We start from the raw sequence: 23,376 nt of genomic DNA, 5'->3' as shown, positions 1-23,376 counted from the left end.
AAGTTCCTTTAATATATTATTCTTCTCTCTTCTGAACTATAGGCCCAAAAAGGTTATCTACTAATTCATCTTTTCCTTTTTTATTAAGTGAAGAAAAGAAGTATAGTTTATCTTCTTTTCCTAAATTTAACGTTTCTCTAATCACTTTTTCGCTTTTTCTCAATTCATTATTAGACAGCTTATCGCTTTTAGTTGCTATAACTACTTCATCATACCCATAAAACTTAATCCACTCATGCATTTGTATATCATCAGCTGTAGGCTTATGCCTAGAATCTACTAAAAGTACTACCCTTTTTAATTCTTGCCTTCCATTTAAATAAGTTTCTATTGTTTTTCCCCAACTTGCTTTTTCAGTTTTAGATACTTTAGCATATCCGTATCCAGGCAAGTCAACTAGATAAAATTCATCTCCATTTATTATAAAGAAATTAATTAATCTTGTTTTTCCTGGTGTTTGACTAACCTTTGCAAGCTTTTTCCTATTAGTTAAAGCATTTATTATAGAACTTTTACCAACATTAGAACGTCCCACAAAGGCTATTTCTGGAAGCCCAGTAATTGGGTATTGCTCTTTTTTAACTGCAGATATAACAAAATCTGAATTTTTAATTTTAATCAATAGTATCAACTCCAATTATAGCTTTATTTAACACTTCATTAACATGATCAACTGTAATGATATTAAGCTTATTTTTTACTGTATTTGGTATTTTAATTGTATCCTTCTCATTTTCTTTTGGTATTATTATAGTATCAATTCCAGCTCTATAAGCAGCAATTGATTTTTCCTTTAATCCTCCTATTGCAAGTACTCTACCAGTTAGAGTAACTTCTCCAGTCATAGCAACATTACTTCTTACCTTTTTATTAGTTAATGCTGAAATAATAGAAGTAATTATAGTGACTCCTGCAGAAGGACCATCTTTCTTTATTGAACCCTCTGGAAAATGTATATGAATATCAGTATTCTTATAGAATTCTTCATCTATACCATATTTTACTGCGTTAGCTCTTACAAATCCAAATGCAATCTTAGCTGATTCTTGCATAACATCACCTAACTGACCTGTAAGAACTAATTTACCTGTTCCCTTCATAGTCACAGATTCTACTGGTAACGTATCTCCACCAGCAGCAGTCCACGCCATTCCTTTTACTACGCCTACTCTATCTTCTTTTTCTTTTATATCAAAACTATATATCTTGTTTCCTAAATACTTCTCAATTCTATTAGAAGATATTGATATTGACTTCTTATCATTCTTTATCATTTCAGTAAGAGATTTTCTTATTAGCTTTCCTAAAACTCTTTCTAAACTTCTTACTCCAGCTTCCCTAGTATAAGAATTTATTATTTCCTTTATAGCACTTTCAGATATCTTAAATTGCTCCTTTGTTAACTTATGGTCTTTTAATAGTTTTGGTATAAGATAGTCTTTAGCTATATGATATTTTTCTTCATAAGTATATCCGGATACTTCTATAATTTCCATTCTATCTAATAGTGGTAATGGTATTGTATCTAGTGAGTTAGCTGTAGTTATAAATAATACTTTAGATAAATCCATATCTAATTCTAGATAATGATCTCTAAATGTATTGTTTTGTTCGCTATCTAATACTTCTAACAGAGCATCTGCAACATTTCCCCTGTTATCTGATCCTAATTTATCTATTTCATCTAATAAAATAAGCGGATTATTAACTTTAGCTTCCTTTAAAGCATAAGCTAACCTACCTGGTATCGCTCCAACATAAGTTTTTCTATGTCCCCTAATTTCGGCTTCATCTCTAACCCCGCCTAGAGACATTCTTGTATACTTTCTATTAGTTGCATTTGCAATTGATTTAGCTATTGATGTTTTACCTACTCCTGGAGGCCCAACTAAACATAATATTGGTCCTTTTAAACTATTTGTATATTGTTTTACTGCTAAATACTCTACTATTCTTTCTTTTACTTCTTCTAGACCATAATGTTCATTATCAAGTATTTTTTCTGCTTCCTTTACATCAAAAGCATCCTTTGTTGATTTACTCCAAGGTATATCAAGTATCCAATCTAAATAACTTCTTATAACATTACTTTCAGAACCTTGACCAGATGCTGACTTTAACCTTGAAAGTTCACTTTCAGCTTTTTCTCTAACATGTTTAGGTAATTTAGCCTTCTTAATTCTTTCCTCATATTTAGATATTTCTTTTTTATCTTCATCATCTTCTCCAATTTCTTCTTGGAGTACTCTTATTTGTTCTCTTATATAATATTCACGCTGAGACTTATCAACACTTTCTTTAAGCTTCCTACCTATTTTCTTTTCAACATTTATTATATCTATTTCATTTTCTAATATAACAAGTAGCTTTTCTATCCTATTAATACAATTAATTTCTTGTAATATTTCTTGTTTTTTATCTTCATCTACAATTACATATGAAGCAACTACATCTACAAGCTCACTATAATTTTCTATTGTATCAAATATAGATATAACATTATTTCTTATGTTTCCTGAAGCTTTAATATATTTACTAAAACTCTTTCTTAAAGAATTTATATAAGCTTCAATATTTTCATATTCTTCATTTGAAGGCTCTTCTATTCTTACGACTGATACCTTTAAATATTCTTCACTTGAATCTAATTCTTTAATTTCTCCTCTATCTAATCCTTCGACTAAAACTCTTATTACATCATTAGGTAGTTTTATTATTTGTTTAACCTTACATATAGTTCCTATATTATAAATATCACCAATTTCTGGATCTTCTATTTCATAATCCTTTTGAGTTGCTAAGAATATATCTGTTTGCTTTTCCATCGCTGCTTCTATAGCTGCCTTAGACTTTTCTCTTCCTACATCAAAATGTATTATCATATTAGGAAAAATACTAATTCCCCTTAGAGGAATTAAAGGTAGAGCCATTAATCTTTCACTCATCTATTCCCATCCTCCTTACATTATTATGTAACTTTTATAGTATACACATAAAATTATTATTTTTCAATCTATTTTAATATATACAATACATAATACTTAAATTTCCATATAAAATAAATAATATCAATTATTATATTATACTTATTATTATAATTATAATATAAACTTAGAATTTAGCAATGGACAATATTAGTAAAGGGTACTACTATCATATTAACTTATACTATTTAGCTTTATAATTAAAAGAGCCGTCTTTCGACAGCTCACTAAAAATTATGAATATAAATTTATTTATGTAACTTTTTCTAAATTACTAAGGTGGTATGCTATTCCTCTCCTTTGGCTGATAATATATCTATGTTGTTATTAACAATCATATCTTCAACAATTACATCTTTTAATATAGCTTCTTCTATCACTTCATTTAAGCTTTTAACAGCTATAACTTTAATTCCTGCTATATCTTTAAAACTATCCTTCCAATTTTCAATTGGTATGATAACTTTTGTTGCTCCAGCCTTTTGTGCTGCATTTATTTTTGCATTTACTCCTCCAATAGGCTTAACTTCTCCCAAAAGGCTTATTTCTCCAGTCATAGCAACTTTATTACTTACCCTAACTTTATTTATAGCACTATATATAGCAGTTGCAATTGTTATTCCTGCTGATGGTCCATCAACCGGCATACCTCCTGGAATATTTATATGTATATCATAATTTTCACATTCTAAATTAAAAATATTATTTAAAACTGTAAGCACATTTTGTATTGATGAATATGCTGTACTTTTTCTTTTGATTTTTCTATTATTACTGCTTATTTCTTCTTCTTCAACAATACCCGTAACTTTTAGATTTCCTATTCTATGCGTTACTTTCTTTGCTGTTGCTTCTATTTCCATTAATATACCTATATTAGCTCCATGCACTGCTAATCCATTAACTACTCCTATTTCTGATCTATCCTTGACTTTTTTATCAGGAATTTGAGTATAATTTCCATTTTCTATAACCCACTGTATATCATCTATACTTATATCACTTCTATTTTCATTTATTGCTACTCCAGAAGAAAGCTGTATTAAATTAACAACATCTCTTCCATTAGTGCAATACTTTGAAATTAAATCTAAACATTTATCATCTATTTCTAATCCAACCTTATTAGCTGCATTCTTACCTATTGTCTTTATCTCCTCAGGATGTAAGGATCTAAAGAATATCTCAACACACCTTGATCTTATAGCAGGAACTATTTCTTCTGGACTTCTTGTAGTAGCTCCTATTAGTCTAAAATCTGCTGGCAAGCCATTATCAAATATTTCTTTTATATAATCTGGCATATTGGGATTTTCACTACTGTAATATGAACTATCCAAAAATACTTTTCTATCTTCTAGTACTTTAAGTAACTTATTTAGTTCTATAGGATGTAATTCACCTATTTCATCCATAAATAACATTCCTCCATGTGCCTTTGTAACAGCACCTGGTTTAGGTTGCGGTATTCCTGCAACACCTAGAGAGCCAGCCCCTTGATAAATCGGATCATGTACTGAACCTATTAAAGGATCTGCTATTCCTCTTTCATCAAATCTTATTGTTGTTGCATCAATTTCTATAAATTTTGCATCTTTTTTGAAAGGAGATTTTTCCACTTTCTTAGCTTCTTCTAATACTAGCCTTGCCGCAGCAGTTTTCCCTACCCCTGGAGGTCCATATATAATAACATGTTGTGGATTTGGTCCACATAAAGCAGCTTTTAAGGCTTTTATTCCATCTTCTTGCCCTATTATTTCTTCAAACTTAGTCGGTCTACTTTTTTCGGTTAACGGTTGTGTTAATTGAATACTCCTCATTCTATTTAACTTATCCATTTCCTTAACATTTTCTCTTTCAATAACAACTTTATTATTACTATGGCCTTTATTATTGTTTACCATATAATAAATAAATATTATCATAGTCGTTATTTGCAATACTACTAATAATTCAGTCATAAATTTTGCATTACCATTTAAAGGTTAATGCTCCCTCCCTTCTTTTAGTCATATCAATATTATTAACTTAATCAGAGGTTAATATTCCATAAAAAAAGGGATAATTACCATTACTTTTCTTGAAAATATTTTATTTTTAATGTTTAAAAACAAAAAACATCTTATAGTTAAATATAACAATAAGATGTTTTTTTATTATGCAGTTTCTATGCCTTTTCTTTTTTTAGTTTTCTTAGCTTTTAATTGAGGTCGTACTTCTCCCTCAGCTAATTTAATAATTTCCGGACTATTTTTTTCTTTTATACAATCTTCATTTATAATAACTTTAGAGATTGTTTCATCAGAAGGAATATCAAACATAACCTCTGTCATCATTTCTTCTACTATAGATCTTAAACCTCTAGCACCAGTTTTTCTTTCAATAGCTTCATTTGCTATTGCTTTTAATGCAGCGTCAGTAAAATCTAATTCAACATTGTCAATCTCAAAAAGCTTTCTATATTGCTTAACTAAAGCATTTTTAGGCTGAGTTAATATATTCACTAATGCATCATTATCCAATGATTCTAAAGTTACTACAACTGGTAATCTACCAACAAATTCAGGTATAAGTCCAAATTTTAATAAATCACTTGGCATTATATCTTTAAGTAGTTTACCAACATCTTTAGTATGTCTAGATGTTATATTAGCACCAAATCCTATAGAACTCTTTTCAGTTCTTTTTTCTATTATTTTATCTACACCATCAAATGCTCCACCACAAATAAATAAAATATTAGAAGTATTTATTTGTAAGAATTCTTGATGTGGATGTTTTCTTCCACCTTGAGGTGGTACTGAAGCTGTTGTTCCTTCAAGTATTTTTAATAACGCTTGTTGAACACCTTCACCTGAAACATCTCTAGTAATAGAAGGATTTTCAGATTTTCTTGCTATTTTATCTATTTCATCTATATAAATTATTCCTTTTTCTGCTCTTTCTATATCGTAATCAGCACTCTGGATTAACTTTAATAGAATATTTTCAACATCTTCTCCTACGTATCCTGCTTCTGTTAATGTTGTTGCATCGGCTATAGCAAATGGAACATTTAAAAACTTTGCTAATGTTTGAGCTAGAAGCGTTTTACCAGATCCTGTAGGCCCTAATAAAAGTATATTACTCTTTTGTAATTCAATATCATCATCTATTAGATTAGAGTTTATTCTCTTGTAGTGATTATAAACAGCAACAGATAATGATTTTTTAGCTTTTTCTTGACCAATTACATATTGATCTAAATAATTTTTTATTTCATTTGGTTTCGGAACACTTGTTGTATCTAATTCAATTCCGTCCTCAAATTCATCTGCTATTATTTCTGAACATAAATCTATACATTCATCACAAATATATACCCCAGGTCCAGCTATTAATCTTTTAACTTGTTCTTGATTCTTACCACAGAAAGAACACTTAAGTTGTTTCTTCTCATCGTACTTAGCCATAAATTCACCTCGCTTGGATTAAGATAGAACTTTACTTAGTTGCTACCTTTATCATTTTTCGTAATCACCTTATCTACTAATCCGTAATTCATAGCTTCTTCTGCTGTCATAAAGTAATCTCTCTCAACATCTGTTTTTATTTTTTCTAGAGGCTGATTAGTATTCTCACTTAATATTCTATTTAATGATTCCTTAATCTTTATTATTCTCCTTGCGTGTATATCAAAATCAGTTGCTTGACCTTGGAAACCGCCTAAAGGTTGATGAATCATAATTTCACTATTTGGTAATACAAATCTTTTTCCCTTTGCTCCAGATGAAAGTAAAAATGACCCCATTGAAGCTGCCATCCCTATACATATAGTAGATACATCCGGCTTAATATATTGCATTGTATCATAAATAGCCATACCTGCAGTTATTGATCCACCTGGACTATTTATGTAAAGATGGATATCCTTATCAGGATCTTCACTTTCTAAAAATAATAGTTGTGATACTACTAAATTAGAAGTGGTATCATTAATTTCTCCACTTAACATAATTATTCTATCTTTTAATAATCTTGAGAAGATATCATAAGATCTTTCTCCTCTACTAGTTTGCTCTACGACCATAGGAACTAAACTCATTTTTATTCCCTCCTTCTCTATTTTCTACCTTCTTTTATAATATATCCATATTCTTAAAAAACTAATTATATTAAATTATATAAAATTTTATTTATTTTGTTAATGAATATTTGAAATAATTGCCAGAATTTCATTCTGGCAATTATTTTTTGTATATTATTTATTATTTTCAACTAAGAATTTTATAGTCTTTGATACTTTAACATCAGCAAGAAGTGCTGCTCTTTGGCCATTCATTAATAAATCAACCATTTTGTCATCTTCTTCTGCTGAATACATTTTTGCAACTTCCTTAGCTTTTTCTTTTAATTCTTCTTCTGTTGCATCAATATTTTCAGCCTTTTCTACAGCTTCTAAAACTAAATCTGTCTTTACTTTAACTTCTGCATTTTCTTTCATATATTCTCTCATTTTTGCTTCGTCTGTACCAGTAAATTGGAAATATTGTTCTAGATTTAAGCCTTGATATTGAAGTCTTTGTTCTAAGTTTCTTACCATTGTATCAATTTCTTTTTCAACCATAACTTCTGGAACATCGATCTTAGCATTTTCAACAACAGCTTTTATAATTGCATCTTCATATTCTCTTTCTGCTCTATTGTTGTTTTCTTCTTCCATTTTTTTAACGATATCTTCTTTTAATTCTGCTAATGTATCAAATTCTGAAACTTCTTTAGCAAATTCATCATCAATTTCAGGTAATTCTTTTATCTTTATTTCTTTTACTAAAACTTCAAATTTAGCTTGCTTATTATTTAACTCTTCTCTTCCATAGTTTTCTGGGAAAGTTACGTTAACTTCTACTTTATCTCCAGCTTTTGCTCCAACTAATTGATCTTCAAAAGTATCTATGAAAGTACCTGATCCTATTTCAAGTGAATAATCTTTACCTTCTCCACCTTCAAATGCTACATCATCAATAAATCCTTTGAAATCAATAACTGCTGTATCCCCAGTAGCTATTTCTCCATCTTCTTTAGTTTCGATTCTAGCATTTTTTTGTTGCATTTCTTTTAATTTTTCATTTACTGCATCTTCTGTAACTTCATAAGATGGCTTTTCAACTTTTAAGCCTTTATATTCTCCTAATTCAACCTCTGGATAAACTGTAACTTCTGCAGTATATACAAACTCTTTTCCTTCTTCTGCTGTTATTACGTCTACCTTTGGATAATCAACAGGAATTATGTTATTTTCTTCTAATACTTTTGAATATGATGCATCTATAGCAAAATTAACTGCATCTTCAATTAAAACTCCTATCCCATAGTATTTTTTAACTATAGCCATAGGAACCTTTCCTTTTCTAAATCCTGGTACATTAAAGTTTTTAACGTTTTTATTGTAAGCTCTTTTTAAAGCTTCTTGAAATTTTTCAGCCTCAACCTTTATTTCAAATTTAACAACGTTTTTCTCTATTTTTTCCATTTTAGCTTCCATTGTACTCTTCCTCCTAAAATAGTAAGATACTATCATAATTGATATAACTAGCTTATTATACCATACTCTATCAAATACTTTCAAATATTTGTTTATTTAATTTTATCTTAGTTGACTAAATCGCTATTTTGATTTACATATTTAACATTGCCATCAATTACAACTTCTAATCCCTTTTCTTTCAAATCTCCAAATTTTATTTCCTTCCCCTTAGAATTCCATAAAGTACTATGAGTATTATTATTTAAATCTATAACCCATATATATTTATTCAAATCATATCCAAAATAGGGTACATTACTAATGTATGCAACTTTTGTATCTGTTATAAACCTTGCTTCTACATTCCATAAATATCCTTCATATGTTTCAAGAACTGAATCTTTATTAAATATTTCTCCATTTGGAGCTGTATATTTATCTTTTGTTATATTCGATTCCTTTTTATTTGAATTAAAAATCTTCATATTTTGATTTTCATCTATGATTAAAATTAAATTTTTCGCTTTATTTATTGTATAATAAATATTACTTGGAACTTCTTTTACACCTTTAAATTTTATAGTTCCATTTATCTCTTCATATTCTGCTTTTAATATAGAATTTTCATTGATTTTAAATTCTATTATTTGACTTTCTGGTTCCTTAGGTGTCTCTTCAATAACTTCTTTATTTTCATTATTTTCTAAGTTATCAATATCTTCGTCTATATTATCTAAAGATTCATCTTCAGCAATCCACATTTGAAGTTTATTTTTAAATGTATCTGTATTTATATTACCTGCAGCTATCCTCATAAATAAGATCCCTATAAGTAAAACCCCCACAACTGAAATAGCTGCTATTCGTCTTCTGCGTTTTTTCATTTTCCTCTCATAATCTCTGCTGAATATGCTAGGTTTTCTCACACCTAATACCTCCCACAACTTATATTTTATATTAAAAGCTTTTACATTTATTTATTATAAAATACATTTATAGTATTATTTTCTTTTATTTTTTGCAACCACATCCTGAAGCGCTTCCTTTACTACTACAACATCCACCACATTTTAATAAGCCAAGTTCTCTCATTTCTTGCACTGATAGCTTAGCTTCATTTTCTGTATAATCTTCGTAGTCAGGTGTTGACTTTAATATATCTTCATTTTTAAAATTTTTCATTTAAATCACCTCAACTTATATTATATAACGTATTTCATTGAAAGCTCTATATATTTTGTATATTTTTATATATTTTTATTTTATAAAATGCTAATATTTTCAGAAAAAATCTTATTTTCGATAAATTTTATAAAAACTATTGGATTTTTTGACAAAATATAATATAATAAATATATAAATTTTACAATTATTTTATTAATTACATATTTTTTCAATACATAATTAGCCCATACTACTGATAATATTTTTTATTATCAGTTTTAATAAAACCCCACATATGTTCATTTATTCCCTTTCTTAAATGAACATAGAAACCCTTTAACCTGTGCATTTTTGTACAGGTTTTTTATTATTCATTATTCCTTGTAAAAAAAGGCCTTTCGGCCTTTTTACACATATCCCATAGGGTTTGTATGCTGTCCATTAATTCTTATTTCCCAATGAATGTGAGGTCCAGTACTCATACCTGTTGATCCTACTCTTGCAATTGTTTCTCCTCTTGCAACAGTTTGTCCAACACTCACTAATCTTTCACTATTATGAGCATATAAAGTTTGCACTCCACCACCATGGTCTATAATTACAGTTTCTCCATATCCAGAAATCCAACCTGAATATGCAACCACACCACTTTTAGACGCTGCAACAGGTGCTCCATAAGGATCTCCTAAATCTACTCCTGTGTGGAATCCAGATTCGCCTGTTACAGGGTTAATTCTTGGTCCATATGGATCTGTTACAATACCATAACCAGGTCTTAAAAACGTCTCACTACTTGGATCTCCAGGAATCGTATTTCCTCCTGAGTTCTCCTCTCCACCTTGATTATTTCCACCTGTATTACTTCCACCATTATTAGAACCGTTATTTATTTCATTAAATATATTATCCAAAGCTACTTGTAATTCTTGATTATAAGAAACTAAATCACCAATTTGTTCTTCTAATTCTTTTTCTTTATCTGATAAAGATGCTATTAATCCTGATTTTTGTGATTCCAATCCATATAGCTCGTCCATTTTGCTTTGATGGAATTCTTGTTTTACTATGAACTCCTTTTGTGCTTCCTTAAGTTCATCTTGCTTTGCTATTACTTCATTTTTATCAGCTTCGATTTTTTCTAAATTTTTTGAAATCTCAATCTTTTCTTCCTCTAATTGTTTTTGAATATTTTTTGCTGATTCCATTAGCCCTTTATCTAAATTCATTATTCTAAAGACATTTTGAATATTATTAAATAAAGAAACTACACTTTCACTTTTTAATATCATATAAATATAATTTGCCGTTACATCCATTTTATAGTAATTTCTTACTCTCTGATCTAACGCTTCTTTTATCTTTCTACCTTCTTCTTCTTTTTCTGTAATAAGGGCTTCTTTTGTAGAAATTTCATTTTCAGCACTTGTTATCTCTGAATTTATTCTATCAATTTCACTTTGTACCTCATCTATTTTAGTTTGATACTCATTAACTTCTGCTTTAGCACTTTCCAAATCCTTACTTTTATCATTAATTTGATTCAAAATTCCTTGAAGTTCACTTGATTGATTTTCTATTTCTCCATTAACTTTGTCTTTTTCATTTTCTAAATTATTTATATCACTTTGATTTTGTTCTATTTTATCTTGTAAGGAGCTACTACTTTCTGCAAACACCAATGTGTTGCTTGAAAAAATTACTACAACAGCTAAAGTTAGTGCTTTTAATTTCTTATTCATAAGTTTTACACCTACCCTTATTCTAAATTAAACTTTTGTACATTGGTTATTTCCCACTTGCCATCAACATATTCCATTTGAGTTAAAAACATTTCGTTAACATTATCTTTTATAAATGGGATAAGCTTTTTACTTACACTATAATCTAAATTTATAACTATATTGGCTTTGTAAGTCTTATTTTCATAATAAAATTCGCTACTTCTCACTTCTGTATTTAATTCAGTAAGCTCATAATTATTTTTTAAAAATAAGCTTTCTCTTTTTACACTGTCATAAATTTTATTTTTTGCATCTTCATCTGCATTTTTTATTAAAGAATAATCATTTAAATTTAAAGCATCAAAAACACTACTGTAAAAAATATTAGTACAACTGTCTATTTCAGTTAATAATTTATCATTAACCATATTTATATCTATATTTATATTAGGTAAGCCTCCCACATTAACTTTTTCACTTTTTAATACTCCCCATGGAAATTCTCTTTCCAAATATATATTTATGCCTTTGTTTATGGGTATTGGTCCATAATTTTTTATATCTTTTACTTTTTTATTTACTTTTTTGTCATTTATAACTACATCTGCATCATCAAAGTTTGACGATAAATTTATATTAATAGCTTTCAAATTTAATATATATTCTTCATTTTGCATCAAAAATATTTCTTGTTCTTCAACAACCTTTCCGTATAAAGTATCCAACTCCCCTCTTATTATATATTTCCCGGGAATTAGACCTCTTTTTATCTTTGTTGCATCTATAACCCCATTATCAACATAAATCTTAGCATCATCAAAATTTGTATTAATTTTTATAGAAACAGGCTCTATTTGTATTTTATAGTTATTAAAAAATAGTATTTTGTCATTTTTCAAAGTAAAAAATCTACTTTTTTCATTACTTTTTAACCCTCTTATTATGTCATCAACTTGATTAGTATTATCTGAATAATACTCCGCTAAAGGTTGTAAATCCTTTTTACTTATTTTCTTATCATCAACTCTAATCTTTTTAAATATTCGTCCCGGTTTATTTTCTTTTAAGGATATTTCTAAATTCTTCAAAACAATATCCTTTGAAGCCTTATAACCTCCTACCCAAAAACCAATTAAAATAAAAAAAACTAAAATTGTACTAAGTAGTAATTTTCGCTTAATTAGAAATTCTTTAATATTATTAAAACTTAAATTTTTTATATCTTCTTTTAAAAGACATATGTATTTTTTTAAGTTTTTTAATAATCTATCAAATTTCTCCAAATTTATCAACCCTCTTTACTCTAAAATATCTATTATCCATTTTTTACATGTTACGCATTTATATATTCTTATTACAAATAAATCCAGCATTCTCTGTTTTCCTGTGCTTGCTAATGCTTCTACTTCTGCTTGTGTTAAAAATTCATCATTTTCATCTAAAAATCCTGGTATTTCAACTATGTAATTTTTATTTGTCTTTTCACAACATTCATTTTCTCCTACTACTTCTATTTCCTCATACGTAAGATCTTTGCTAAGTTCTTCTATTATAGGTAATATATCTTCAAATTCGTCTAAATTATCTAAAAATTCTTCCTTATAAAATACCAAATCTCTTATTTCGAATAATTTTTCCATAAAAACACACCTTTATTTATATTTTAATTTAATTTTATATTTAATAATACCATTTATCAAGATATTTTGATATTAAGAAACTATTAATAAATATATGATATAATAAAAAAACAACATTTTATTCTAAAGGAGGGATTATATGATATTTGATAGCCATATGCACTCAAAATTTTCTACAGATAGCGATATGAATATATTAGATGCTATATCTATTAGTAATGAAAAGAATATTGGTATCATAATAACTGATCATATGGATTTAGATTATCCAGTAAAAAATGAATTTAGATTTGATGTTCCTACTTACTTTAATAAATATGAAAAATATAGATCAGATAAATTAAAGCTAGGAATAGAAATTGGATTAACACAAAATACCTTTGCTCAAAATGAAAAAATAGCTTCTAGCCATGATTTTGATTTTATTTTAGGTTCTATACATGCGGTCAAAGCTCTAGATATATATTGTGATTATGTACATCAAGGTTATAATAAACATGACTTCTTTTCTTATTATCTAGAAGATATGTTATCTTGTGTAAAATTATATAATAACTTTGATTCATTATCACACATAGATTATCCTTGTAGATATTGCTCTTTTAAAAATAAAGAAATACCATTTTCAGATTTTAAAAATATTCTTTCTGAAATATTCACTACTTTAATAAGCAAAGAAAAAGTTTTAGAATTAAACTCAAGCAGACTTCATATCACTTCAGCTAGGGAATCCTTATTTGATATATATAAACTATACAAAGACTTAGGTGGCAAATATGTTACTTTAGGTTCTGATGCTCATAATCATAAAAACATTTCTAAGAATTTTAATATAGCATTAGACTTTATAGAATCCATTGGCTTAAAAGGAGTTTATTTTAGCAAAAGAAAACTTCAATATTTCTAAAATAAAAAAACAGCTATATCATGTGCTTATAATATAGCTGTTTTCTTTTGAGTTATTTCATTTTACTTAAATTTAGTATCTCTTTTTCCTTAAGCCTATATACTGTCCATTCATCCATAGGAACTGCCCCTAGAGATTTATAAAATCTTATTGATGGTTCATTCCAATTAAGACATGTCCATTCCATTCTTTTACAACCTTCTTCTCTTGCTTTCTTTCCTAAGAATTTAAATACTTCTTTTCCAAATCCATTTCCTCTAAATTCTTTTTTTATAAATATATCTTCTAAATAAAGACCACTTCTTCCTATGAATGTAGAAAAATTATAAAAATATAATGCATATCCAACTGGCTTTTCATCTAACTCTAATATTACTACTTCTGCTCTATTATTTTCAAAAATAGAGTTTCTTAATGTTTCTTCTGTTGCAATAACTTCATCTGACATCTTTTCATATTCTGCTATTTCCTTTATTAAGGACAAAATCAATGGAATATCCTCTTCTGAAGTTTCTCTTACTTTAAAATTTCTTATATTAGTATCATAATATCTCATAAAAATTCCCCTCTTCTCTAACTATATATGTTTCTATTAATACTATACATAATTTAAATTAATAATATATTAAATCGTCAATATTTATTTTAAGCTATTTCCTTTATCATAGCTATATCACATCTATCACATACTTCTTCATTAAAATCTTCAAATCCATACTTTTTATAAAGTTTTATAGCCTTATATAAAACTGAATTAGTTTGCAAAGTAATTTTTTTATAATTGAGTAACTTAGCAATTTTAAAAGAGTTTTCTATCATTATATTTCCAAGCCCCATTCCTTGAAAATCTTTCTTTAGATACATCTTTCTTAATTCACAAGTTTCATCATTTATCTTATAAATACCATATGTTCCTATTATGGCTCCATTACACTCTATAACTTCAAAATCCCCATTATTTTGAATATAATATTTAGATATATCAGTTATATCTAAATCCTCTACTTCTGGATTTAAATCTAAACCATAAAGATTCAGTACCTCTTTTACCAAATTTAGTACTTCTACTTCATCTCCATCCCTAGCTTTTCTTATTAAAATGTTCTTCATAAACATGCCCCCTTATTTATCTAAATAAACTAATAAATCTCTATAAAAAAATAGATATATATAATTTTGCTTATTTCGTCACTTCACTTCAAAGTCAACTCAAAATTATATATATCCACTTAAGATTAAATGAAAGGAAATAAGCAACTATTAATATCCTTTATAAGATTTATTGATTTACTAATTTATTAACATTATAAAGGTTTTTTTATAATATTTCATTATAATCATTGAATTTTTTTATAAAAATTTTAAATATATATAGTACTAAAATTAATACAGTTATAAATAGAATTCCTTCAACCATAAATATATTTTTTATGGCACCAACTTGATATAGAGCTGCCGGAAAATTTATTACAGCATGAATTAATATGGCTAATACATAATAGATATATTTTCTTTCTTTCACTGCATACAAAATTATAACTGATAATGACATATGAATCATCATGGCAAAAATTCTTTCAATTCCAGGCATAGCCCACATAATGGAGCTACTATTTACAAATTGATCATAAGTAGCACTTATAACTTCCTTTGGTATCATTAATCCCTCCATTATAGATTGAAAGCCACCTTTATTAATTAAAGTAGAATAAACTATAGAATTTATACTACTTATTCCACCAATTAAAATAGCTTCTATTCCACCGTGTCCAAGTCCATATGTTACACCACTCATTAAGTCCCTATCTTTTATTATAAATTTAAAAGATATAAGTCTTGCTGTTTCTTCAAATATTCCAGCCATAAAGCCTCCATATAGCATATACGCTATTGGTGTACTTAATAAAAATTCTGATGTAGTACTATTTAACTTCAAAAAATATGAATGTATTGGAGCTTCCAAGATTTGTACAGAAATAAAAAATGCTGCTGCACCTATAAAGAATACTTTTAAACTTACATTATATTTCCTTTTTAAAAATATAACCCCTACTATAGGTAACAACACACTCACAAGAAAGCTAAATACCATAAAAATAATTGATAAGCTACTAACCATAATTAATCCCCCTTTATAAATTTAAATATTAAACTTTACATCATATACAGCAAATATAATTATTAATAATATAAATAAAACTAATGATATTGATGCTTTTTTATTTGCAAAATTAATTGTATAACCTATTCCAACCCTTTTTTCTACCATCCAAGCTGGATCATTCTTATTATAATAAAACATTCCCCATATCCATTTATCATCATCATTCTTGTATAGGTCATCCCCTTCATTTTCTTCTTCTATATTCCGTCCGCCTTGACCTATTAATATAAATATTATTATGAATAAAATCATACTAATAGATATAAAACCATTAATAAAATTCTCTAATGATTTAGTATACAAATTATAAATTATTCCTAACTGTATCACTGAGTATAATGCAACCATTTCTAACTCTGTTATAAATAAGAATATAGAAATTAACCTTTTAAATTTTTTCTTTCTTTTCACAGCTGTTTCTATATTTCCACTATTTAAATCAACTTTTGAAGTTAAAGTTATTTTCGTTAGCAAAAACATAACTAAGCACATTACAACTTGATATATAGGAATTTTATAAACACTATAAGAATTTATATTTAAAATATATTCACTTCTTTGTATGGTTAATACTAAAATTATAATAGAAATTAATATTGGTACTAAGAAAAGATTATCATTTAATGGTTTATATCTTTCATTTCTCTTTGGTTTTCTTAATGTAGTATCAACAACAACAACATTATTAGTTTTATAATTCCAATTATTCTTTTCTTTTAACTTCTTTATAATTTTATAGTAAATGCCAAATATAATAATATAAATTAAAAGAGCACCTATTAATGATATTGTCATTATCATTGATAATATAGCTTCACTAGCTCTAAAATTCAAAATCATAATTATATTATTTATCGTAAAATAAATACCAAATATATAAAGCACCTTTCTTCTATAATCTTTATCTAAGGCTTTTATTTCACTTGTCTCCTGATACTTTTTAGGAATTCTAACTCCAAAATATATCCCCTTATTAGAAGTATTATTCAAATAATATGATAAAAGAACCATAGTTATTATAACTATATTTGAAGTTAATATAATCATAAGGCTTTGCAAAATAAATACACCTCCTATCTGTATCTTATTATATTCCTCTTATAGCCAAGCATATAATTGCTACTAATACTAGAATTATAGGTAATATCATAATAATCATTCCTATTGGATTTCCTAAATTAACATCCCAGCCAATACCTATTCTTTTTTCTACAAATATACTTGGATCATTTTTATTATAATAAAAGTTCCCTAATAGCCAATGTTTATCATCATCTCTATAGATTTCCTCATCAATCTTTTTAATTTTTATATTTTTTCCACCTTGTCCTATCTTATAACTTATTACTAAAAAAACAATTACAGTAATAAAGATAACTGTTAAGCTAATTATATTTACTTTATTGATGCTCCATCCATACAAAGTGCAAAATTGTATTAACGCAAATAATATAGTAATTTCTAATGTAATAATAAATAAAAATATAGAATTAAATCTTTTAAATATTCTTCTTTGTTTTTTTATTTCTTCTAAAGTCCCACCATTTATTTCACTCTTTCCATTAACAGCAAATTTGTTCATAGCAAGTAAAAATAAAATCATTCCTACTTGAATTAAAACTGGAAATAAAGCTAAATAAAAGAAACCTCGAAATCCACTTTTCTCTACAAAACTATCTGCAACACCTTGAGCATTATAATGAATTGGAAATAGCTCTGGAACATTTTTATATGACAATAGAGTCAGTATAAATGTTATTATTGGAATAATTAATAGTAATAAATAAGTTTTACTTCTTACACCTACAAAGTCTTCCTTCTTCTTAGGTTTTCTTATAGATGTATCTACAACAACTACGTTCTTACCTAATTTTCTCCATCCCTTTTCTTCTTTTAGTCTACTCATCTTTTTCCAATATACAAAAATCGGAATATTTGTAACTACTACTAACAATAAAGTTAATAAAGTAAATAAGGATATTTTAGGATATAAAATTACTATAATATTAATTATTAAAATAATAGGTATGTTAAAGATTAAGTAAAACTTTTTATATTGATTTTCTAATTTTAAAATATCACTATCCTTTTCATATTCTCTAGGAACTCTCACACCGAATATAATTCCATTATTAGATAATCTATTAACATATAAACCACTAAAAAATGAAATTAAACTTATAACAATAGTCATAGAAACAACAATTATCATATCCATAGTTAACTATTCTCCTTATTATTGAAATCTAAAAACACTTTATCTATATATAACTTAATTTCATCCTTACTTATATTTCTATTAAAACACTGAGCCATATAAAAATATAAATTTTCATCCAAATCCTCTCTAAATTTTTCAATTGATTGATTTAAATTTAATGAAACCACTGCGCCTTTTCTTCTATCAATTTTAATATATCCTTCATCCTTAAGCATATTATATGCCTTATTAACAGTGTGCATATTTACCCCTATATCTTCTGCCAATGCTCTTACTGAAGGTAACTCTTCCCCTATTTCAATTTCTGATTTAGCAATTCCTTCAATAACTTGATTCTTTATTTGCACATATATTGGAGTCTCAGAGTCAAAATCTATTCTTAAGATCACTTTATCACCTCGTTTTTACTTATACTTTGTTCAATTTTATTAAGACTAATCTTCTATATCAGCTGTACACTTATAATACCTGATAAATCTGAAATAATGTAGATAATGAACTGACAATTGATTTACCAAGCAATTGTCAGTTCATTTTAATTTAATTTATTAAATAGTTTTATACTAACTGTATTTAAAATAATTAACAATCCAATTAAAATTAAAATTAGATATAAAATTACAAGTGTACTAAATAAAACTATATTTGACACTTCTAAAGTTATAAATAATAGTATAGGAAGTCCAATAATTATTACTGAAGCAATAATGTGAATTATTACACTGATACTTTGCTTCACTACAGTAGTTTCTGAAGTCCAATTTAAATTAGGGAAGAAATTATTAATTACCATTCCCATTATTGATATAATAAAAGAATATAATATTGTTATTATAATTAACCAGACTAATTCAATTAGTGATAAATTTATTGAATAAAAGAAAATAATATCACTTATCAATGCTGCTGGTAGTATTAATATCAAATTTAATATTATTTTTCCCTTAAATATATCTATTACTTTTATTGGACTAGACTTTAGTATCCATAAATTTTTCCCTTCCATTGATATAGAAGAATTTGTTGTACAAGACAGAGATAAAATTCCACATACAAAAGCAATAATAAATAAAGGTATACTACTATCAATTACTTCAATTTCCATAATCTTAAACAAAATATCTTTTCCCATAAACAAAGTTGATATTGCTGCTATCAATAGTAATACCGGACCTATAATCGTATTTAATACATATATAGGTGAAGCGAAATATCTCTTTGCTTCCTTTTTAATCAACGCAATTATTGGTGATGATATATTCATTTTATCTATCTTATAATCAGATTTACTAAAGCTCTCTTGCAGTTTTGAATTTATAATTTTAAATGACTTATTAAATACAAAAACAAATATTGAAAAAATTAAAATTGAAATAGTTATAAATATTGCTAAGTCTTTAAAATCTAAATTTATTAAAGCATTAACGCCATATATTGCTGGAGGATATAACTTTAATATTCCAGAACTTAATGAGCTACTATTGATTATTAACTTCTCAACTAAGTCTCCACTTTTAAAAGAAGCAAACATTATTAATAAAATGAATAATAATGTAACAGAATTTATAATTAAATTTTTATGCTTCACTCTTGAAGATATATAACTAATTATAAATGCTATAATAGATGATACTACAATAGGGATTAATGGCAATACTAAAAATACTAAAAATAAATATATAAAAAATATATAAGATAATTCAACCTTACTAAAATAAACAAAAGCTGGGGGTATAAATACAAATAGTAAAAATAAGTAATTTACTCCTATTAACTGGATCATCTTATTAATTAAAATAGTGCTTCTCTTAATAGGTAGACTCATAAGCAAATCATAATCTTTTGAAGAAAATAATATTCCTTGAGATTTATATATTGAAGTAAAGAATATCATCATTACACTTAAAATAAAGCTCATAACTAAAAGTAAATCAATAAATCCCATGATTTCTAATCCATTAGCTAATAACTTAGAGTATTCTATAGCAATAACTTCAACTGCTATTACAGAAATTAATATTATTGCTGCTATAGATATATTCCTAATTCTATCACCTTTTGATTTTTCTTTAAATATCTTATTAATTCCTATAGAATTAATAAACGTTGTCTTAAATAAACTCCATAAATTACTCATTATCTATCAACTCCATAAATATATCTTCTAATGAACTATTTCCTTTAACTTCATCCATCTTACCTTGAGATACTATATTTCCATCTTTTATTATAGCTACCTTATCACATAATTTTTCTGCTACTTCTAGAACATGAGTTGAGAAAAATATTGCAACGCCTTCACTACAAAGCTTCTTCATTTCTTCTTTTAGAATATGAGATGCTTTAGGATCTAATCCAACAAATGGTTCATCTAAAATTAAAAGCTTAGGCCTATGAAGTAGTGCTGATATTATAACTAACTTTTGCTTCATTCCATGAGAATATGATGATATTAAATCTCCAAGAGCTGACGTTAGCTCAAACTTTTCTGAATATAACTTTATTAGTCTCTCTCTTTCTTCTTTTGAAACCTTATATATATCTGCTATAAAATTTAAATATTGAATTCCTGTTAAGGCCTCATAAATATCTGGATTATCAGGTATATATGCTATTTTTCTCTTACACTTAATAGGATCAATATTAATTGAATCACCATCAATTAATATATCCCCCTCATCAAACTCTAAAATCCCTACAATAGCCTTTATAGTTGTAGTTTTACCTGCTCCATTATGACCAATAAATGCAAATATTTCTCCACTGTTAACTTTGATTGATACATTGTTTACAGCTCTTTTTCCATTTTTATATGACTTTGAAAAATTGATTATTTCTAACATATTATTACCTCTCTTATTATACTTGTTATATATATACTATAACAAGTATAATAAGTTGACAATACCTTTTCAATTTTTATATTAAATTTTATAAATATCAGCTTAAAATATTCATTTATTATCGATATAATATTTTACTTTACAGTTTTTTCTTATATGGTAAAATAATATTGGTCGGTATTCTTAAGAAACCGAACTTAATGCAAAAATTCATTTTTTGTCGAATTATATCCTGTAAGGAATAAGAACGGAGGAATTAAAATGTTAAATGCTAGAGGGATGGGAAACTCTCGTCAAAACGTAAGGAAAATGGTAGTAATTGCAATGCTATCGGGTATTTGTTTATTCTTAGGAGTAACAGGTCTTGGTTTTATACCATTACCACTTTTTAAATTAACAATTTTACATTTACCTGTAATAATTGGAGCTATAATTGAGGGTCCAATAGTTGGAGCTTCGATTGGATTCATATTTGGGATTTTCTCAATATATCAAAACATAACTGCTCCAACTCCAATGTCTCCATTTTTCTATAACCCAATAATTTCTATACTGCCTAGAGTACTGATAGGGGTAATATCCTATTATGTGTATAGAATTTTAAAAAGAAAACTTAAAAATAAGAAACTATCTATAGGTATTGCTGCTATTTGCGGATCTTTAACCAATACGATTGGAGTTCTTGGAAGCATATACTTAATTTATTTTAAGGATTATGCATCAATTCTTATTGAAAATGGAACAATTTCAGCTGGTTCAAGAAGCACAGTTACAGTTGCACTCTTATCTATAATAGGTACTAATGGTATGGCAGAGGCAGCTTTATCTGCACTAGTTGCAATTCCAGTTATTATAGCAATTTTTAAAATGCAAAAGAGAAATAGTTAAGATTATATAAGGTTATTTGAAAAACATTTTCAAATAACCTTTTTTTATAGTTTGTACCATTATATTCTTTATTAAGATTACCTTTCCTTTAATGTATTAAATTTTATAGTTTATTATTTTTAAATTTACGCAATATAGTAGTACAAAGTCAAACAAGCTTTGTAAAAAGAAAACTTAATAAAAAGTTTTATATGTTTTCAAGGAGGGATTTATTATGGCAAGTAATAGACAACTAATTCCAGAAGCTAAACAAGGATTAGCTAAATTCAAAAATGAAGTAGCTAACGAAATGGGAGTACCTTTCTCAGACTATAATGGAGACCTTACTTCTAAACAATGCGGTAGCGTTGGTGGAGAAATGGTCAAGAGAATGGTTGAACAATACGAATCTGGATTAAAGTAAAAACTTTAATCTGATATATTTGCAAGGAGGGATTTATTATGGCAAGTAATAGACAACTAGTTCCAGAAGCTAAACAAGGATTAGCTAAATTCAAAAATGAAGTAGCTAACGAAATGGGAGTACCTTTCTCAGACTATAATGGAGACCTTACTTCTAAACAATGCGGTAGCGTTGGTGGAGAAATGGTTAAGAGAATGGTTGAACAATACGAATCAAAAATTAAATAATATATTTTATTATAATATAGAATTACGGAGGGATTTATTATGGCACAAAAATTAGTTCCAGAAGCTAAGCAAGGATTAGCTAAATTCAAAAATGAAGTAGCTAATGAAATGGGAGTACCTTTCTCAGACTATAATGGAAACCTTACTTCTAAACAATGCGGTAGCGTTGGTGGAGAAATGGTTAAGAGAATGGTTGAACAATACGAATCAAAAATTAAGTAGTTAAAATAAAAAAAGAGAAGTGTTCAACACTTCTCTTTTTTTATGGAGCGAAAGACGGGACTCGAACCCGCAACATTCACCTTGGCAAGGTGACGCTCTACCATTGAGCCACTTCCGCACAAAAAAGCTCATTTTATCAATGAACTTAATGTGGTGGCTTACCCGGGAATCGAACCCGGTACACCTTGATTAAAAGTCAAGTGCTCTACCGATTGAGCTAGTAAACCAAAGCTTGGTGCGTGTTAAGAGATTCGAACTCCTGGCCCACGCCTTAGAAGGGCGTTGCTCTATCCAGCTGAGCTAAACACGCGTATTTGCTACGTTGTATATAATAACGCAAAAGGTCGGATTTTGTCAACAACTTTTTTAATTACTTTGCAATTTTTTAGTGAATAGTTCAAAGTGAATTTTCACTCTTTCACTAAAAAATTTTTTCATCATTATTATAAATAAGAAATATAAGTTGGCGAAGATAAATAGATATGT

General features: G+C 27.2%; 24 protein-coding genes and 3 tRNA genes. 5 read left to right on the top strand and 22 right to left on the bottom strand.

The genetic code is table 11. The annotated features are described in order from the left end of the window. Window positions 1-16: 16 nt before the first annotated feature. The 11 genes from yihA to J2Z25_RS05680 form a co-directional block, all read right to left on the bottom strand. Window positions 17-619, bottom strand: coding sequence for a ribosome biogenesis GTP-binding protein YihA/YsxC (yihA, locus tag J2Z25_RS05730; protein WP_209739192.1), 603 nt, complete (start codon window positions 617-619; stop codon window positions 17-19). Then, window positions 615-2,945 carry an endopeptidase La gene (lon, locus tag J2Z25_RS05725; RefSeq protein WP_209739055.1) on the bottom strand — a complete coding sequence of 777 codons (2,331 nt, stop codon included), beginning with the start codon at window positions 2,943-2,945 and terminating at the stop codon, window positions 615-617. The genes yihA and lon overlap by 5 nt, the downstream gene beginning before the upstream one ends. A 326-nt stretch (window positions 2,946-3,271) precedes the next feature. Next, window positions 3,272-4,945: an ATP-dependent protease LonB gene (gene lonB, locus J2Z25_RS05720; protein WP_008676863.1), complete on the bottom strand. Its 1,674-nt coding sequence runs from the start codon at window positions 4,943-4,945 to the stop codon at window positions 3,272-3,274. A 195-nt stretch (window positions 4,946-5,140) separates the two neighbouring features. Then, window positions 5,141-6,436, bottom strand: coding sequence for an ATP-dependent Clp protease ATP-binding subunit ClpX (gene clpX / locus J2Z25_RS05715; protein WP_209739053.1), 1,296 nt, complete (start codon window positions 6,434-6,436; stop codon window positions 5,141-5,143). 35 nt (window positions 6,437-6,471) lie between these two features. Continuing rightward, window positions 6,472-7,068: an ATP-dependent Clp endopeptidase proteolytic subunit ClpP gene (gene clpP, locus J2Z25_RS05710; RefSeq protein WP_008676860.1), complete on the bottom strand. Its 597-nt coding sequence runs from the start codon at window positions 7,066-7,068 to the stop codon at window positions 6,472-6,474. A 156-nt stretch (window positions 7,069-7,224) separates the two neighbouring features. Continuing rightward, a complete protein-coding gene (gene tig, locus J2Z25_RS05705; protein WP_008676858.1) occupies window positions 7,225-8,508 on the bottom strand; it encodes a trigger factor in 1,284 nt (427 codons plus the stop codon). A gap of 107 nt (window positions 8,509-8,615) precedes the next feature. Beyond that, window positions 8,616-9,416, bottom strand: a complete 801-nt coding sequence (locus J2Z25_RS05700; RefSeq protein WP_209739051.1) for a hypothetical protein — start codon at window positions 9,414-9,416, stop codon at window positions 8,616-8,618. An 85-nt stretch (window positions 9,417-9,501) separates the two neighbouring features. Further along, entirely contained in the window at window positions 9,502-9,672 is a 171-nt protein-coding gene (locus tag J2Z25_RS05695; RefSeq protein ID WP_209739048.1) for a hypothetical protein, read from the bottom strand. Window positions 9,673-10,061: 389 nt separating this feature from the next. Beyond that, window positions 10,062-11,393, bottom strand: coding sequence for a murein hydrolase activator EnvC family protein (locus tag J2Z25_RS18775; protein ID WP_099345994.1), 1,332 nt, complete (start codon window positions 11,391-11,393; stop codon window positions 10,062-10,064). Window positions 11,394-11,410: 17 nt separating this feature from the next. Continuing rightward, window positions 11,411-12,658: a TcaA 3rd/4th domain-containing protein gene (locus tag J2Z25_RS05685; protein ID WP_097033651.1), complete on the bottom strand. Its 1,248-nt coding sequence runs from the start codon at window positions 12,656-12,658 to the stop codon at window positions 11,411-11,413. A 15-nt stretch (window positions 12,659-12,673) separates the two neighbouring features. Then, the gene (locus J2Z25_RS05680) at window positions 12,674-13,015 is read right to left on the bottom strand and encodes a hypothetical protein (protein ID WP_008676849.1); all 342 of its coding nucleotides are present in this window, start codon (window positions 13,013-13,015) and stop codon (window positions 12,674-12,676) included. A gap of 139 nt (window positions 13,016-13,154) precedes the next feature. Here J2Z25_RS05680 and J2Z25_RS05675 point away from each other — a divergent pair, with 139 nt between their 5' ends. Next, entirely contained in the window at window positions 13,155-13,922 is a 768-nt protein-coding gene (locus J2Z25_RS05675; protein ID WP_209739046.1) for a histidinol phosphate phosphatase, read from the top strand. A gap of 52 nt (window positions 13,923-13,974) precedes the next feature. Here the strand turns inward: J2Z25_RS05675 and J2Z25_RS05670 are convergent, their stop codons facing one another. From J2Z25_RS05670 to J2Z25_RS05635, 8 genes are all read right to left on the bottom strand, one after another. After that, the gene (locus J2Z25_RS05670; RefSeq protein WP_008676846.1) at window positions 13,975-14,478 is read right to left on the bottom strand and encodes a GNAT family N-acetyltransferase; all 504 of its coding nucleotides are present in this window, start codon (window positions 14,476-14,478) and stop codon (window positions 13,975-13,977) included. Between the two features lie 89 nt (window positions 14,479-14,567). Beyond that, window positions 14,568-15,032 (bottom strand): GNAT family N-acetyltransferase, encoded by a 465-nt coding sequence (locus tag J2Z25_RS05665; protein WP_209739044.1) that lies wholly within the window; start codon window positions 15,030-15,032, stop codon window positions 14,568-14,570. Window positions 15,033-15,240: 208 nt separating this feature from the next. Continuing rightward, window positions 15,241-16,041 (bottom strand): YhfC family intramembrane metalloprotease, encoded by an 801-nt coding sequence (locus tag J2Z25_RS05660; RefSeq protein ID WP_209739042.1) that lies wholly within the window; start codon window positions 16,039-16,041, stop codon window positions 15,241-15,243. Window positions 16,042-16,062: 21 nt separating this feature from the next. Beyond that, window positions 16,063-17,145, bottom strand: coding sequence for a DUF5808 domain-containing protein (locus tag J2Z25_RS05655; RefSeq protein WP_097033655.1), 1,083 nt, complete (start codon window positions 17,143-17,145; stop codon window positions 16,063-16,065). A 28-nt stretch (window positions 17,146-17,173) separates the two neighbouring features. Next, window positions 17,174-18,304, bottom strand: a complete 1,131-nt coding sequence (locus tag J2Z25_RS05650; protein WP_008676842.1) for a DUF1648 domain-containing protein — start codon at window positions 18,302-18,304, stop codon at window positions 17,174-17,176. A 2-nt stretch (window positions 18,305-18,306) separates the two neighbouring features. Continuing rightward, window positions 18,307-18,696, bottom strand: coding sequence for a GntR family transcriptional regulator (locus tag J2Z25_RS05645; RefSeq protein ID WP_008676841.1), 390 nt, complete (start codon window positions 18,694-18,696; stop codon window positions 18,307-18,309). Between the two features lie 146 nt (window positions 18,697-18,842). Further along, window positions 18,843-20,444, bottom strand: coding sequence for a putative ABC transporter permease subunit (locus tag J2Z25_RS05640; RefSeq protein ID WP_209739039.1), 1,602 nt, complete (start codon window positions 20,442-20,444; stop codon window positions 18,843-18,845). Beyond that, window positions 20,437-21,150 (bottom strand): ABC transporter ATP-binding protein, encoded by a 714-nt coding sequence (locus tag J2Z25_RS05635; protein WP_008676837.1) that lies wholly within the window; start codon window positions 21,148-21,150, stop codon window positions 20,437-20,439. Before J2Z25_RS05635 ends, J2Z25_RS05640 begins: the two co-directional genes overlap by 8 nt. 261 nt (window positions 21,151-21,411) lie before the next feature. On the opposite strand from J2Z25_RS05635, the gene J2Z25_RS05630 reads away from it, so the two are divergent. The 4 genes from J2Z25_RS05630 to J2Z25_RS05615 all read left to right on the top strand — a co-directional run bounded on the left by J2Z25_RS05630 (window position 21,412) and on the right by J2Z25_RS05615 (window position 22,890). Then, a complete protein-coding gene (locus J2Z25_RS05630; RefSeq protein ID WP_008676835.1) occupies window positions 21,412-22,038 on the top strand; it encodes an ECF transporter S component in 627 nt (208 codons plus the stop codon). Between the two features lie 214 nt (window positions 22,039-22,252). After that, complete coding sequence (locus J2Z25_RS05625) at window positions 22,253-22,441, top strand: alpha/beta-type small acid-soluble spore protein (protein WP_008676833.1); 189 nt, start codon at window positions 22,253-22,255, stop codon at window positions 22,439-22,441. Window positions 22,442-22,479: 38 nt separating this feature from the next. After that, window positions 22,480-22,668 carry an alpha/beta-type small acid-soluble spore protein gene (locus J2Z25_RS05620; RefSeq protein ID WP_008676832.1) on the top strand — a complete coding sequence of 63 codons (189 nt, stop codon included), beginning with the start codon at window positions 22,480-22,482 and terminating at the stop codon, window positions 22,666-22,668. 39 nt (window positions 22,669-22,707) lie between these two features. Further along, window positions 22,708-22,890 (top strand): alpha/beta-type small acid-soluble spore protein, encoded by a 183-nt coding sequence (locus J2Z25_RS05615; protein ID WP_008676830.1) that lies wholly within the window; start codon window positions 22,708-22,710, stop codon window positions 22,888-22,890. A gap of 43 nt (window positions 22,891-22,933) precedes the next feature. On the opposite strand, the gene J2Z25_RS05610 is transcribed toward J2Z25_RS05615, so the two are convergent. The 3 genes from J2Z25_RS05610 to J2Z25_RS05600 form a co-directional block, all read right to left on the bottom strand. Beyond that, window positions 22,934-23,008 (bottom strand) — tRNA-Gly (locus J2Z25_RS05610). Between the two features lie 33 nt (window positions 23,009-23,041). Beyond that, a tRNA-Lys gene (locus J2Z25_RS05605) sits at window positions 23,042-23,117 on the bottom strand. Window positions 23,118-23,123: 6 nt separating this feature from the next. Then, a tRNA-Arg gene (locus J2Z25_RS05600) sits at window positions 23,124-23,200 on the bottom strand. Between the last annotated feature and the right edge of the window lie 176 nt (window positions 23,201-23,376).

The sequence above is a fragment of the Clostridium tertium genome (genome assembly GCF_017873245.1).
Taxonomy (GTDB): Bacteria; Bacillota; Clostridia; order Clostridiales; family Clostridiaceae; genus Clostridium; species Clostridium tertium.
The sequence above is the reverse complement of the archived record's forward strand: the minus strand, read 5'-3'. Positions and strand labels throughout refer to the sequence as shown.

What these genes read in the sequence shown, in the direction of transcription:
- J2Z25_RS05635 (WP_008676837.1), bottom strand. Translation starts at nt 21,150, where the DNA reads ATGTTAGAAATAATCAATTTTTCAAAGTCATATAAAAATGGAAAAAGA.
- J2Z25_RS05650 (WP_008676842.1), bottom strand. Translation starts at nt 18,304, where the DNA reads ATGGATATGATAATTGTTGTTTCTATGACTATTGTTATAAGTTTAATT.
- lonB (WP_008676863.1), bottom strand. Translation starts at nt 4,945, where the DNA reads ATGACTGAATTATTAGTAGTATTGCAAATAACGACTATGATAATATTT.
- J2Z25_RS05630 (WP_008676835.1), top strand. Translation starts at nt 21,412, where the DNA reads ATGTTAAATGCTAGAGGGATGGGAAACTCTCGTCAAAACGTAAGGAAA.
- J2Z25_RS05615 (WP_008676830.1), top strand. Translation starts at nt 22,708, where the DNA reads ATGGCACAAAAATTAGTTCCAGAAGCTAAGCAAGGATTAGCTAAATTC.
- J2Z25_RS05660 (WP_209739042.1), bottom strand. Translation starts at nt 16,041, where the DNA reads ATGGTTAGTAGCTTATCAATTATTTTTATGGTATTTAGCTTTCTTGTG.
- J2Z25_RS05670 (WP_008676846.1), bottom strand. Translation starts at nt 14,478, where the DNA reads ATGAGATATTATGATACTAATATAAGAAATTTTAAAGTAAGAGAAACT.
- J2Z25_RS05675 (WP_209739046.1), top strand. Translation starts at nt 13,155, where the DNA reads ATGATATTTGATAGCCATATGCACTCAAAATTTTCTACAGATAGCGAT.
- clpX (WP_209739053.1), bottom strand. Translation starts at nt 6,436, where the DNA reads ATGGCTAAGTACGATGAGAAGAAACAACTTAAGTGTTCTTTCTGTGGT.
- J2Z25_RS05640 (WP_209739039.1), bottom strand. Translation starts at nt 20,444, where the DNA reads ATGAGTAATTTATGGAGTTTATTTAAGACAACGTTTATTAATTCTATA.
- J2Z25_RS05695 (WP_209739048.1), bottom strand. Translation starts at nt 9,672, where the DNA reads ATGAAAAATTTTAAAAATGAAGATATATTAAAGTCAACACCTGACTAC.
- lon (WP_209739055.1), bottom strand. Translation starts at nt 2,945, where the DNA reads ATGAGTGAAAGATTAATGGCTCTACCTTTAATTCCTCTAAGGGGAATT.
- J2Z25_RS18775 (WP_099345994.1), bottom strand. Translation starts at nt 11,393, where the DNA reads ATGAATAAGAAATTAAAAGCACTAACTTTAGCTGTTGTAGTAATTTTT.
- J2Z25_RS05665 (WP_209739044.1), bottom strand. Translation starts at nt 15,032, where the DNA reads ATGAAGAACATTTTAATAAGAAAAGCTAGGGATGGAGATGAAGTAGAA.
- clpP (WP_008676860.1), bottom strand. Translation starts at nt 7,068, where the DNA reads ATGAGTTTAGTTCCTATGGTCGTAGAGCAAACTAGTAGAGGAGAAAGA.
- J2Z25_RS05625 (WP_008676833.1), top strand. Translation starts at nt 22,253, where the DNA reads ATGGCAAGTAATAGACAACTAATTCCAGAAGCTAAACAAGGATTAGCT.
- J2Z25_RS05620 (WP_008676832.1), top strand. Translation starts at nt 22,480, where the DNA reads ATGGCAAGTAATAGACAACTAGTTCCAGAAGCTAAACAAGGATTAGCT.
- J2Z25_RS05680 (WP_008676849.1), bottom strand. Translation starts at nt 13,015, where the DNA reads ATGGAAAAATTATTCGAAATAAGAGATTTGGTATTTTATAAGGAAGAA.
- tig (WP_008676858.1), bottom strand. Translation starts at nt 8,508, where the DNA reads ATGGAAGCTAAAATGGAAAAAATAGAGAAAAACGTTGTTAAATTTGAA.